This window comes from Mycobacterium sp. (assembly GCF_049647605.1).
Taxonomy (GTDB): Bacteria; Actinomycetota; Actinomycetes; order Mycobacteriales; family Mycobacteriaceae; genus Mycobacterium.
On sequence record NZ_JBARXZ010000186.1, the window covers coordinates 1 to 12,971 of the forward strand.

Sequence of the window (12,971 nt, forward strand, 5' to 3'; positions counted from 1 at the left end):
ACGGCGCGCCTACTCCGAAGAGACCGCCACCAACGCGTTCTACGAGACCCTGGCCTGGAACTGGCCCAACTGGGCCAAACTGTTCTTCAACAACAAAGGCGTCGTCGCCCGCGGCACCGACGTCTGCCTGAACTACCCCCCGGTCGACCCAACCGTCTGGACCTGGTGAGCTTCAAGCCGGGTGCCTGAGCTCGTCGTTGTTCATGCACCGGCGGCCGGCGTCGACCGCAACTCTCGGGCGCGCTCTCGCACCGCAGACACGTCAGAGTGTCAGTGGATGTGGATACCATCGAACGTATATTCGAAGGATTGTTGGATCCCGCGACCTGCGGACACATCGCTGCCGCGGACATGGTGACTGCGATCCGGCAGTAAAACCGTACTCAGGCCACCTCGACCGCGAGGACGTTGGCGTTCATCGCAATGCTGTTGCGTCACCGCGAGGCGGGGCGGCGGCCGATGAACAGAACTGGACCCACGACACCTGGGCTGCGGTCAAGGACGACATCGGCGCGGTGATGCGTTTGAGTCCGCGTTGGGCTTCGGGCCAGATCCGGCTTGCCGAAGCCCTGGCGGTGCGGCTCCCTCGAGTTGCTGCTCTGCTCGAACACGGCGTCATCAGTGCCCGGGTGGCTGCGGCCATCGTCTACCGCACCGAACTGGTGGACTCCGCTGCCCAAATCGAGGTCGACGCCGAGATCGCCGACCGCGCTGGTGATTTCACCACACTCTCCGAATCGGACCTGGACCTGGCTATCGATGCTGTCATCGAAGAACTGGATCCGGATGCAGTGCGGCGGTTCCGCAAGGCTGCCAAGTCTTGTGATGTGCAGTTCGGCAAACTCGATGACGCCACCGGTACCAAGTCGTTGTTCGGACGTCTGCTGGCCGTCGATGCCGAGGTGGCTTTCCGGGTGTTGAATGCGATGGCTGCCACTGTGTGCCGGGATGATCCTCGTAGTAAAGGCGAGTTGCGGGCCGCGGGGTACGGGGCGGTGTTCCGGGGCCAGGACCGGTTTTTCTGCCAGTGCGGCAACCCCAGCTGCGTGGCGGCGACGATTCCCTCGCAAGTTCCCTCGGTGATCATCCCCACCGCGTTGCTGGCCGAATTGATCCGCACCGGGGCCACCCTCAGGCCGCTGTTGATACCAGTCCAGGAACCTGAACCGCGATACCGCTTTTCGGCCTCGCTGCGCCAGTTCGTGCAGTTCCGAGACCTGTTGTGCCGTTTCCCCGGCTGCAACCGGAAAGCGCACTACGCCGACGTCGACCACACCACCGCCCACGCCGATGGAGGCCCCACCCACGCCTCCAACGCCAAAGCGCTGTGTCGAGAACATCACCTGGCGAAAACCTTTCGCGGCGGCCCCAATGGCTGGCGCGACGAACAACTACCCGACGGCTCGGTCATCTGGACCGCCCCCACCGGCCACAGCTATCTCACCGAACCCACCACGCGGCTGGTGTTCACCGACTGGAACCCCCCAGACTGCGACGCTGCCGCCACCGCCGTGCAAGACTCGCCGCCGCGTCGCCTCGAATATCACCATGCCCCGACGCAGACGCACCCGACAACAAGACCGTGAACAACACATCAAGTCCGAACGCGCTTACAACGCAACCCAACTCGAACTCGAGAGTCAACACGTCGTCGACAGCGTTGAGCGTGGTCGTCCGCCGCCTCGGCCGGTTCAGCCGGCGCTCCGGCGAGCAGGTTGGTCACGAGCCGGCAGGTTGATGCCGACCTGCGCCGTGCTCTCCATGGTTGGTTGCTGCTGTGCGCGAGGCAACCGCGGGTCGGTCAACCCACGGTTGCCTCGCGTCAGCGGCTCAGCTGCAGCTCTGCCGGTAAGAGTCGAGGGCTTGCTTCAGCGCGTTGGCAGTCGGGCCTGCTTCGGCGAAACCGTTCAGCTCAACCTCTTTCCTGCCTTCTGGGAGGTTCTTGTACACGGAAAAGAACTGTTCGATCGCCTGCTGTTGGATGGCGGGCAGATCGGTGATGTTCTGGTAGTCGGAGAAGTGTGGATCGACATCGTCGACGGGCACGGCGATCACCTTCTCGTCGGCTTCGCCACCGTCGATCATGTTGAGCATCCCGATCGGCCGAACGCGCACCTGAACGCCGGGTGCCAGCGGCTCCCGGGTGAGCACCAGGGCATCGAGCGGGTCACCGTCGCCGCCCAATGACTGCGGAATCGAACCGTAGTTCGCCGGATAGGCGACCGGCATCGACTGAACGCGGTCCAGGACGATCTGGCCGGTGGCGGGGTCGATCTCGTACTTGTTGGCGCTGCCCTGCGGGATCTCCACGACCACCATGACTCCGTCGGCGTCGATGTCGCTGGGTTGGGGGAAGCCGAACGGATGCGTGATCGCATAGCAGCCCTCGGCCGCCGGCGCTCCGGCAGGGCTCGCGGCAGCTGGTGAAGCGGTGGGCTTGGTCTCCGTTGATTCGCTTGTAGGGGTGATGGTTTTGTTGTCGCTCTCTTGCACCTGCGATGCTTCTCCTGCGCAGCCGGCAAGCACGGCAATGGCTGCGATTCCGGCGAGTGCGGGGATTGGGCGAGATTGAACCATGGGAGTTGGCGTCCTTGTCGGTCGGTGTCAGTCAGCCGGTCGCTCATCGGGCCAGCGGATCGTTCCACGCGTGGGTGATGCGGAGGTGAACGGTCGCAGCCGGAGGTGACGCGCTGGTGGGGTGGAGTTGCGACGGGGTGAACAGAGCACTGTGCGCCGTGCGGCGTCAGGAGGTGGGCGCCCCAGGCTACGGTTGGCCGATGAGCGAATTCGTACCGTCTGCATTCTCGGCGGCAACCGGTATCGGGTCGTGGCCTGGCACCTCGGTCCGCGAGGCCGCGGCGACCATCGTCGGGGAGCTGCACAACCTGACGCATCTGGTCGAACTCCCGGCCAGGGGAGTGGGCGCCGACCTCATCGGCCGGGCGGGTGCCCTGCTGGTCGATATCCACATCGATACGGTGCCCCGCGGCTATCGCATCGCCGCCCGCCCCGGTGCCGTCACCCGGCGGGCGTCAAGCTTGCTGGGTGAGGATCTCGATGCCCTCGAAGAGGCCTGGGAGAAAGCAGGTCTGGGCGCTTCGAAGCGAACCGTCAAGGTGCAGGCGCCCGGGCCCATCACGTTGGCTGCTCAGCTCGAACTGGGTGGCGGCCATCGCGCCATCACCGACGCCGGTGCGTTGCGGGATCTCACCGCATCGCTGGCCGAAGGGGTTGCGCTACACCGCGCGGAGGTGGCGCGGCGGCTGGACACCGACGTCGTCGTCCAGTTCGACGAGCCCTTGCTGCCCGCTGCGCTGGCGGGTCGACTCACCGGTGTCACCGGCGTCACGCCCGTGCATCCGGTTGACGAAGCGTTGGCCACCGAGCTCATCGACACCTGCGCGAGCGCGGTCGGGAGTGCGGTGTCGCTGCACAGCTGCGCGGCCGATCTTCCATGGAAACTGGTGCAGCGCACGGCTATACAGGCGGTATCAGTGGACACGTCGGTTCTGCAACCCGCTGACCTGGACGGGATCGGAGAGTTCCTCGAATCGGGGCGCACCGTGGTGCTCGGGGTGGTCCCGGCCCTGGAGCCCGAGACGCGTCCGGCCGTCGAACAAGTTGCCGCCGAGGCTGCCAGGATCACCGACCGGCTCGGCTTCCCACGGGCCGTCCTGCGTGACCGCATCGGTGTGACCCCGGCCTGCGGACTTGCCGGGGCCACACCGGCGTGGGCACGCACGGCCATCGGGCTGGCACAAAAGGTCGCCGACGGCTTCGACCAGGATCCGGACTCCATCTGACCGGCAACGTAGGCGCTGGGTCAGCGGACGCGTAGATCCTTGCGCAGGATCTTGCCCGACGCCGATTTTGGTACCGCGTCGATGAATTCGACCCGGCGGACCTTCTTGTACGGCGCGACGTGCGAAGCGACGAACTCCATCACCTGCTCTTCGGTGATCTCGGCATCGGGTTGCCTGACCACAAAGGCTTTCGGAACCTCTTCACCGTCGTCGTCGGTGACGCCGACCACGGCGGCGTCGGCGATCTGTGGATGGGTCAGCAGCAGCGCCTCCAGCTCGGCAGGCGGCACCTGGTAGCCCTTGTACTTGATCAGCTCCTTGAGCCGGTCGACGATGTAGACACATCCGTCAGAATCCACGCAGGCCAGATCTCCGGTGTGTAGAAAACCCTCGGCGTCAATGGTTTCCGCGGTCGCTTTGTCGTTGCCGAGGTAGCCCGCCATCACGTTGGGTCCGGCGAACCACAATTCGCCGGTCTCGCTGCGGCCGCGTTCGGGGATGCCGATCTCGGCGCCGGTGGCCGGGTCGATGATCTTGCTGACAGCATTGGGCACCGTCCAGCCGACCGAACTCAGCGGAGCGGTGGCTCCCGTGAGTTTCTGGCCGCCGTCGAACGGCATGCAATGGCTGACCGGGGACAGCTCGCTCATGCCGTAGCCCTGCACCATCCGGCAGCCGATCTTGGTGGCGACGGCGTGGCCCAGATCCTCGTCCAGCGGCGCCGCACCGGACATCACCGTCTGCAAGGACGACAGGTCGAACTTGTCGACCATCGGATGCTTGGCCAAGGCGACGGCCACCGGCGGCGCGATGTAGGCGACCGTGCAGCGGTGATTCTGGATCGTCGACAGGAACACCTCGAGATCGAACGACGGCATGATCACCAGCCGGGCCCGGGCATGCAGGGCGGCGTTGAGCAGCACCGTCATTCCGTAGATGTGGAAAAACGGCAGCACCGCGATGATCACGTCGTCGGAGGTGATGCCCTGCAACGGTCGGAACTGTGCAACATTGGCCACCAGATTGCGGTGGGTCAGCATGACGCCCTTGGGATTGCCCGTCGTGCCGGAGCTGTAGGGCAACGCCGCCAGATGGGTGGCGGCATCGAAGGTCACCGTCGGCGCGTCGGCACCGGAGGCCAGCAGGTCGTCGGCGCTGGGATGCCCGGCCTCGGTTTCCCCTTTGCCGTCGAGCACCACCACTTCACCGGGGGACAGACCGGCGTGTGCGGCTCCTTCGACGGCCTGCGGCACCAGCCGCGAGACGGTGATCAGCATCTTGGCGTGGGCGTCGGTGAGCTGCTTGGCGATGTCCTTGGCAGTGAACAAGGCGTTGATGGTGGTGGCGGTGGCGCCGGCACGCAGGATGCCGTGGAAGGCGACAGCGAACCCCGGGCTGTTCGGAGAGAGCAAGCCCACCACATCACCCACGCCGATGCCGCGGTCGGCCAGCGCGCCGGCGAAGGCGTCGACCCGGGTGACCAGATCGCGATAGGTCAGCTCGGCCCCGGAGATGGCATCCACCAGCGCCACCCGGTCGGCGTCTGCGTCGGACAGATCGCCGAACAGATACTCGTAGACACCGATCCCGGGCACCTCGACATCGGGGAAGGGGCTGGCGAAAGTCATGATCCTCCGTGGGTTCGGTCATCTAGTTGCTTGATCAATTTCTTGGGTGCAACCAACCGGAACGAGGTGTCGATCAACTCCGTCACCTCGTCCCAATCAACTTGCGCTGCAGCCAAATCCAGGCCCAGCCATCCTGCCGGTCCCAGGTACATCGGAAAGAAGAATCGGGTGTCTTTCTCCAGTGCGGGTCTTTCGTCCTCGCTGGGTTTGACCAGTACCGAGTATGGATAGAGCACTCGGTGGCCCGTTTCTTTGGAGCTGCCGCCATACCAGGTGAAAACCTTGGTCACCGCAAACGCCGGCCTGCCGTGGGACACCTTCTCGAAAGCGTCGGGAAATCCCAGCGCGATCCGCCGTACTTCGGCCAACCCATGATCGTCGTCAGCGAACATGATCGGATGCGGCATGGTGCCCAGGCTAGCCAGGCCTTCGAGCATGTCGGCGCATTTCGCTAACGTGACTCACGTGAGCTCATCCGAGACCGAGGAAGACGCCCAGTCTGCTGACGTGCGCAGGCAGTGGCAGGAGTTGGCCGACGAGGTGCGTGGTCATCAGTTCCGTTACTACGTCAAGGACGCGCCCGTCATCTCCGACGGAGAGTTCGACACGCTGCTCGGCAGGCTCACCGAGTTGGAGGACCAGCACCCGGAGCTGCGCACCCCCGACTCACCCACCCAGTTGGTCGGCGGGGCCGGCTTCGCCACCGAATTCGGCGCGGCCGACCATCTCGAGCGGATGCTCTCGCTCGACAACGTGTTCAACTCCGAGGAACTGGTCACGTGGGCGACGCGGTTGCGCACCGAGATCGGTGCCGACGCCCACTATCTGTGCGAGCTGAAGATCGACGGGGTGGCCCTGGCGCTGGTGTATCGCAATGGCAGGTTGGAGCGGGCGGCCACCCGCGGTGACGGGCGCACCGGTGAGGACGTCACCCTCAATGCCCGCACCATCGACGACATCCCGGAGAGGCTCACCGGGACCGCAGAGTTCCCGGTGCCGGATGTGCTCGAGGTCCGGGGTGAGGTGTTCTTCCGGCTCTCGGATTTCGAGGCACTCAACGCCAGCCTGGTCGAGGACGGTAAACCTCCGTTCGCGAACCCCCGCAACAGTGCGGCCGGCTCGCTGCGGCAGAAGAATCCCGCCGTCACCGCCCGGCGCCGGCTGCGGATGATCTGCCACGGACTGGGGCACGCCGAAGGCTTCAACCCCCCCACGCTGCACGACGCATACCTGGCGCTCAAGGCCTGGGGGCTGCCGGTCTCGGATCACACCGCCCGGGTGCAGGGTGTCGAGGCGGTGCAGGAACGGATCACCTACTGGGGGGAACACCGCCACGATGTCGAGCACGAGATCGACGGCGTGGTGGTCAAGGTCGACGAGGTGTCGTTGCAGCGGCGTCTCGGCGCCACGTCGCGGGCACCTCGCTGGGCCATCGCCTACAAATACCCGCCGGAAGAGGCCACCACCAAGCTGCTCGACATCCGGGTCAGCGTCGGGCGCACCGGCCGGGTGACCCCGTTCGCCTACATGGAGCCGGTCAAGGTGGCCGGGTCGACGGTGGGCCTGGCGACCTTGCACAACGGCTCGGAGGTCAAACGCAAGGGGGTGCGCATCGGTGACACCGTGGTCATCCGCAAGGCCGGCGACGTCATCCCCGAGGTGCTCGGGCCGGTTGTCGAGCTTCGTGACGGATCCGAGACGGAATTCGAGATGCCGACGCACTGCCCCGAATGCGGGACCTTGCTGGCACCGGCCAAGGAGGCCGACGCCGACATTCGCTGCCCGAATTCGCGGTCGTGCCCCGCGCAGCTGCGGGAGCGGGTGTTCCACGTCGCCGGCCGCGGTGCCTTCGATATCGAGGGTCTGGGCTATGAGGCCGGCATTGCACTGCTCACCGGCGCAGTGATCGAAGACGAGGGAGACCTGTTCACCCTCACCGTCGAGGACCTGCTGCGCACCGAGCTGTTCACCACCAAGGCCGGCGAGGTGTCGGCCAACGGCAAACGGCTGCTCGCCAATCTGGGCAAGGCCAAATCCCAGCCGCTGTGGCGGGTGCTGGTGGCGCTGTCCATCCGCCATGTCGGTCCCACCGCGGCCCGGGCGCTTGCCGGCGAGTTCGGCAGCCTCGACGCCATCATCGCGGCCTCCCTCGAAGAGCTGGCGGCCGTCGAAGGGGTCGGCCCCACCATCGCTGCCGCGGTGAAGGAGTGGTTCACCGTCGACTGGCATTGCGCCATCGTCGACAAGTGGCGTGCGGCCGGGGTTCGGATGGCCGATGAGCGCGACAGCAGCATCGAGCGCAACCTCGAAGGACTGTCGATCGTGGTCACCGGGTCGCTGGCCGGGTTCTCCCGCGATCAGGCCAAGGAAGCCATCTTGGTGCGCGGCGGCAAGGCCGTGGGCTCGGTGTCGAAGAAGACCGCCTACGTCGTCGCCGGCGATGCACCGGGGTCCAAGTACGACAAGGCCGTCGAACTCGGGGTGCCGATTCTCGACGAGGACGGCTTCCGCCGGTTACTCGATGACGGACCCGACGTTAGCTGACGTGATCGGTGGGTAACTGGTAGCGAGCAGCTGCCACGGATCGGCTTGGACTGCGGAAAGGACGAATGACAACCGCTCGCGATGTCATCAACGCCGTCTCCGGTGCCTTCTCGGCCAAGGTGGTGGGCCAGGATTACCTCCGCGAAACACTGTTGATCGGGCTGCTCACCGGTGGTCATGTCCTACTGGAGGGGGTTCCCGGGCTGGCCAAGACCACCGCGGCGCGCACCTTGGCCGAGGCCATCGACGGTGGGTTCCGGCGGATCCAATGCACCCCGGACCTATTGCCCAGCGACATCATCGGCACCCAGATCTACGATGCCGATGCCCACACATTCACCACCCAGCTGGGGCCGGTTCACAGCAACATCGTGCTGCTCGACGAGATCAACCGGTCCGGCGCCAAGACCCAGAGCGCCATGCTGGAAGCCATGGAGGAGCGCCAGACCACCATCGCGGGCGTCAATCATCCGACCCCCGAACCGTTTCTGGTTGTGGCCACCCAGAATCCGGTGGATCAGGAAGGCACCTATCCGCTGTCGGAGGCGCAAACCGATCGCTTCATGCTCAAAGAGGTGCTGCGGTATCCCACGCCGGACGAAGAAGCCGAAATCGTGCACCGCATCGAGGCCGGCGTCTACGACCGTGCCGAACCGGTGAGTCCGGTGGTCTCGCTCGACGACATCCGTGGGCTGCAGCGCACCGCGCGCGAGGTCCACATGGACCGCGTGCTGGTGCGGTACGTCAGTCAGTTGGTCCACGTCACCCGGGAGCCGGCGAAATTCCTGCCGGGTCAGCTGGCCAGGCTGGTCGAATACGGCGCCAGTCCGCGGGCCACCATCGCGTTCTGCCGCGCGGCCAAGGCGCAGGCCCTGCTGGCCGGCCGTGATCACGTGCTGCCCGACGACATCCGCACACTTGCGCATCGGGTGCTGCGGCACCGGCTGATCCTGGGGTTCGAAGCCGTCAACGTCGACGTCACTCCAGAGCGGGTGATCGACGCGGTTCTCCACGCCGTCCGGGTGCCCTGAGGCCATGGGCAGGCATCTCAACCGCGCCAAATCGCACTTCGGGACCGACACCCGCGGGCTGCTCGACGGCGGCCGATATGCGTTGCTGCACACCAGAAGTCTCGAGCTGGATGAACTTCGGCCCTACGTCCCCGGAGATGACGTCCGCGATATCGACTGGAGAGCATCGGCGCGCTCGGGGACGGTGTTGATCAAGCGGTTCGTCTCGGAAAAACATCACAAGATCGTGCTGGTGGCCGATGCCGGCCGCAACAGTTCGGCGCTGGCTCCCAGTGGCGAGGTCAAGCGGGATATCGCCGCCAACGTGATGGGCGCTGTCGGACTCGTCTCGATGGCGCGCAGCGACGAAATCGGTCTGGTGTACGGCGATTCACGCGGCTCGGTGACAATCCGCAGTCGCCGTGGGGAGACGCATATCGAGAGTCTGCTGGAACGCTTCTACGGCCACAGCAGTGGTGCCGCGGGTCCCAGTGACATGACCGCTCAGCTGGCCTACGTGGCCCGCGCCCACCGCACCCGGCTGCTGCTGATCGTGGTGTCGGATGAGCCCGATGTCACCCCGGAGCTCGAACAGGCGGTGCAGCAGCTCACCGGCCGCCACGACGTGATGTGGTTGCTGATCGCCGACATGCCGGTGATCGGCGCCGACGACAAACATGACGGATTCGACGTGGCAACTGGGCGTTTTGTGCTCGGCGGTGCCGCGCTGGGTCCGCGGGTGCTGGCCGCCTACCAGGCCGCTGAATCGCAGCGCGCCGCGAACCTCGATGACTTCCTGTCCGCCAACCGGGTGCGGTTCGCCCGGGTCGGCGCCAGCACCGAGATCCGAGCGAAGCTCGTGGAGTTGAGTCAGGGCTATCGGCATGCCGGCTGACGATCTGCTGCGCTTTGTCGGTGAACCACCGGCCTACTCGGTGTGGTGGCTGGTGCTGGGCGTGGCCGGGATCATCGTGGTGCTCGGTTGGGTTGCGGCAGTGTATGTCTGGACCCTGCCGCCGGAGCGGCTGCGGGGGCGGCTGCACACGTGGCTGACCCGACGTCGCTTCCTGGCCGCGGTCCGGCGGATCGGCGACGAATTCCGCAGCGGTGCTCTCACGGCTGAGCAGGCCAGTGCAGGGCTGAGTCGCGCGGTGCGTGGCTTCCTGTCGATCACCACCGGGACCCGCGCCCACTACCTGCACGTCAGCGAGATCTCCGACAGCCCCGACGCCGGTGTGTCAGCAGCGGCGCCGTTACTGGCGGCGCTGGCGCAGGCCCAGTTCGATCCCAACCGACAGCCCGATCTGGCTGCGCTGGAACAGGCCGCGGGGGAGTTGATCTCGGGCTTCCAGATGGAGGCCGAAACAGAAGCCGGCAACGAAACGAGACCCTCGTGGAATTGACCTGGTGGGCCGTGCTGCTGGTGGGTTTGGCGGCACTTCTCGGCTCAGCTGTGATCGCGTGGGTGTTGCCGGTGCCCACCGGCAACCGGCGGTTGCGGCCCCTGGCACACGTCGAACGGCTCACCCGGCTGCCGGAGTACGCCCGGGTCTACCGGGCCTACCTCATCTCCATGGTCGCCACGCTGCTGTTGCTGGTGGTGGCGTTCGCGGCGGTGCTGGTCGCCGCCGCTCGGCCGACGGGGTTGGCGGCCTCCACCCGGGCCTTCGACGCGGCCTACCCGCAGGACACCATGCTCTGCGTCGGCCAGGACGTCACCGACCCCACCTCGGCCGAACTGTTCAGCCACTTCGCCCGGCAGGCCCAGAGCTACGACCGGCAGCGGCTGGGGCTGACGTCCTCGACGTTGCGGGTGATACCGCTGACCCGCGACCACACCTACCTCACCGACCGGCTGCAGGGTTTGGCCCGGCTGGCGCCGATTCAGCAGCGGCTGGACAGCGGTGAAGAGGTCGCTGTCGCCGACCGTGACGAATTGGCCGCCCGGGCCGGGGAGTTCACCCGCCCGATCGAGTATGTCGACTACGCACCCAGCACCGCAGACGCCCTGGCCCTCTGTATGGGCGGCTTTCCCGATTCGGGGCAGACCGGGTCGCACCGCCGTCAGCTGATCTACGTGGGCTACACCGCATTCGCCGACGGTGACGGTGCCGACGGGCGCAGCCCGGCCTACACCGCCGACGCGGTGCGCCGGCTGGCGGTGGACAACGGAGTGCAGGTGAACGTCATCGCCCGTACCGATGTTGTCGAACCCACATCGCAGGGCGCCGAATCGTTGCGTGCGATAGCCGACGCCACCGGCGGAATCTTCGAGTTGTACAACCCCGGTGCCGGCCTGCCCGAGGAACCCGGGATCGATCCGATGCTGGCGCAGTTCCTCGACCGGATCGTGGCTGATCCGCCGCCGGCCCGCCTCCCGGACGGGGGACTGATCACCAGCAACTCCTGGGATACCCCGAATCCGGTGCTGATCGCCGCGCTGGGTGCGGTCCTGCTGCTCAGTGTGTCCTTGGTGGTGTTGCGGCGATGACGTTTGTCCCCGCGCTGCCCTGGCCGTGGTTGCTGGCCATCGGGGCGATCCTGATGGCAACAAGAATGATTGCGCTGCAGCGGATTCTGTCGCGAACCGGCACGCACAAGGCGGTGTTGCGCTGGGCCGGGCTGACGCTGGCGCTACTGTGCGTGCTGGTGGCCGCGGCGCGCCCGGGTTTCGATACCGGGCGCGACACCGCGCTGACGGTGCAGTCCGGCGACTCGAGCAGCGGCGATCTGAACGTCCTGTTGGTTGTCGACCGGTCGGCCGGTGCGCCGGTGGCCGACATGCGGGCCGATGTCGAGGCGATCATCTCCGGTTATCCGGACGCCCGTTTTGCGCTGATCTCGTTTGCCACGCGGGCGACGCTGGATTGGCCGCTCTCCGATGACACCTCGAGTCTCACTTCGGTGGTCGCGGGCCTGCAGCCGTATGCCGCCGCTGTCGGCGCGGGTGCGCAGGCCAATGCGTTTGCGGCGCGAGATGTGCTCTACGCGAAGGCAGAATCCGCACTCGCCGAGTATCCCGGTTCCCGGAATCTGGTGTTCTATCTCGGGGCGGGGACCCCGGATTCGGTGGTCGCCCGGGGCGAGTTCGCCCTGCCTGCGGGCGCGGTCACCGACGGTGCGGTGCTCGGCTACCGCAACGGGGCCGGGGATCTGGACGAGTCCAGATTGCGGCAGATCGCCGATCAACTCGGGGTGCCCTACACCCTTCGCCAGAACGGGCAGCCGGTCGACTCCGCACTTCCCGCACCGGATGTGGCGGCCGGGGTGTCGGGAGAGGCCGTCGAGGTCACCGAAAGACGGGAACTCTATTGGCTGTTTGCCCTGCTGGCCGCCGGGCTGATGCTGGTGGAGATGACATTGACGTTGCGGGAGTACCGCCGCACTCGCAGCACCCGTCGGGATGTGCTGTTGTGAGCCGGCGAATACGGCTGCGCCGCAAGCTCTATCTGATGTCGGCGCCGGTACTGCTGCTCATCGTGGTGCTGAGCCTGAAGCTGATCAGTGTGGTGTCGGCCGGGGACGCGGCCCGGTCGCAGTTCCGCGAGCGCGATATCGCCGCCCTGGAATCCACGGTATCGCTGCTGAGGGTCTTCGATGTGGTCGAGCCGGAGAAGACGGCCTTTGCCGCGGGGGACCTCGAGGTACTGGCCGGGCGCTTGCCGGAGGCGCAGCAGCGGTTCCTGGAGTCGCTGGCGGGCACCGATCCTGCGCAATCGTGCCCGGTGCGGATCAACCTGCTGCTGGTACAGGAGACACTCGGCGATCTGGCGTTTCGGGAGGGCCGGCGCGACGATTCGGTGCGCAGCTATCAGGACGCTCTGGCCGTGGCCGGGCAGGCCCCGGCAGGGTGTTTTGCCGGCAACGACGATCCCGATGAGCAGCGGCGCGCGGTTCGGGCCGACACCGTCGCGCGGCTGCAGGACAAACTGGCCTTTGTGACCGGCCCGGTGATCGCAGCACCGCCGCCGCCACCACCCCCGGCT

13 protein-coding genes are annotated in these 12,971 nt (G+C 66.5%); 10 read left to right on the forward strand and 3 right to left on the reverse strand.

Annotated elements, in window-relative coordinates; translation table 11 throughout:
• Together WBB07_RS23820 and WBB07_RS23825 are read left to right on the forward strand one after the other, a co-directional pair.
• Positions 1–169: DUF5078 domain-containing protein (locus WBB07_RS23820; protein ID WP_526311225.1), on the forward strand; the 169-nt coding region annotated here is incomplete at its 5' end.
• A 34-nt stretch (positions 170–203) separates the two neighbouring features.
• Positions 204–1,586, forward strand: a complete 1,383-nt coding sequence (locus WBB07_RS23825) for an HNH endonuclease signature motif containing protein (protein WP_526311201.1) — start codon at positions 204–206, stop codon at positions 1,584–1,586.
• Between the two features lie 244 nt (positions 1,587–1,830).
• Here WBB07_RS23825 and WBB07_RS23830 read toward each other — a convergent pair whose 3' ends face one another.
• Positions 1,831–2,493 (reverse strand): inorganic diphosphatase, encoded by a 663-nt coding sequence (locus WBB07_RS23830; protein ID WP_526311203.1) that lies wholly within the window; start codon positions 2,491–2,493, stop codon positions 1,831–1,833.
• A gap of 284 nt (positions 2,494–2,777) precedes the next feature.
• Here WBB07_RS23830 and WBB07_RS23835 point away from each other — a divergent pair, with 284 nt between their 5' ends.
• Positions 2,778–3,803: a uroporphyrinogen decarboxylase/cobalamine-independent methonine synthase family protein gene (locus WBB07_RS23835; protein ID WP_526311205.1), complete on the forward strand. Its 1,026-nt coding sequence runs from the start codon at positions 2,778–2,780 to the stop codon at positions 3,801–3,803.
• 20 nt (positions 3,804–3,823) lie between these two features.
• On the opposite strand, the gene WBB07_RS23840 is transcribed toward WBB07_RS23835, so the two are convergent.
• Together WBB07_RS23840 and WBB07_RS23845 are read right to left on the reverse strand one after the other, a co-directional pair.
• On the reverse strand, positions 3,824–5,431 hold the full coding sequence (locus WBB07_RS23840; RefSeq protein ID WP_526311207.1) for a 4-coumarate--CoA ligase family protein: 1,608 nt from the start codon (positions 5,429–5,431) through the stop codon (positions 3,824–3,826).
• Positions 5,428–5,838: an MmcQ/YjbR family DNA-binding protein gene (locus WBB07_RS23845; protein ID WP_526311209.1), complete on the reverse strand. Its 411-nt coding sequence runs from the start codon at positions 5,836–5,838 to the stop codon at positions 5,428–5,430. The genes WBB07_RS23840 and WBB07_RS23845 overlap by 4 nt, the downstream gene beginning before the upstream one ends.
• A gap of 58 nt (positions 5,839–5,896) precedes the next feature.
• On the opposite strand from WBB07_RS23845, the gene ligA reads away from it, so the two are divergent.
• From ligA to WBB07_RS23880, 7 genes are all read left to right on the forward strand, one after another.
• Entirely contained in the window at positions 5,897–7,975 is a 2,079-nt protein-coding gene (gene ligA, locus WBB07_RS23850) for an NAD-dependent DNA ligase LigA (protein ID WP_526311211.1), read from the forward strand.
• Positions 7,976–8,040: 65 nt separating this feature from the next.
• Entirely contained in the window at positions 8,041–9,006 is a 966-nt protein-coding gene (locus tag WBB07_RS23855; RefSeq protein ID WP_526311213.1) for an AAA family ATPase, read from the forward strand.
• Between the two features lie 4 nt (positions 9,007–9,010).
• Positions 9,011–9,880 carry a DUF58 domain-containing protein gene (locus tag WBB07_RS23860; protein WP_526311215.1) on the forward strand — a complete coding sequence of 290 codons (870 nt, stop codon included), beginning with the start codon at positions 9,011–9,013 and terminating at the stop codon, positions 9,878–9,880.
• Positions 9,870–10,388 carry a hypothetical protein gene (locus WBB07_RS23865; RefSeq protein ID WP_526311217.1) on the forward strand — a complete coding sequence of 173 codons (519 nt, stop codon included), beginning with the start codon at positions 9,870–9,872 and terminating at the stop codon, positions 10,386–10,388. Before WBB07_RS23860 ends, WBB07_RS23865 begins: the two co-directional genes overlap by 11 nt.
• Positions 10,379–11,476 (forward strand): hypothetical protein, encoded by a 1,098-nt coding sequence (locus WBB07_RS23870; protein ID WP_526311219.1) that lies wholly within the window; start codon positions 10,379–10,381, stop codon positions 11,474–11,476. The genes WBB07_RS23865 and WBB07_RS23870 overlap by 10 nt, the downstream gene beginning before the upstream one ends.
• The gene (locus WBB07_RS23875) at positions 11,473–12,402 is read left to right on the forward strand and encodes a vWA domain-containing protein (protein ID WP_526311221.1); all 930 of its coding nucleotides are present in this window, start codon (positions 11,473–11,475) and stop codon (positions 12,400–12,402) included. The genes WBB07_RS23870 and WBB07_RS23875 overlap by 4 nt, the downstream gene beginning before the upstream one ends.
• A partial coding sequence (locus WBB07_RS23880; RefSeq protein WP_526311223.1) for a hypothetical protein occupies positions 12,399–12,971 on the forward strand: 573 nt, incomplete at its 3' end. The genes WBB07_RS23875 and WBB07_RS23880, both read left to right, overlap by 4 nt.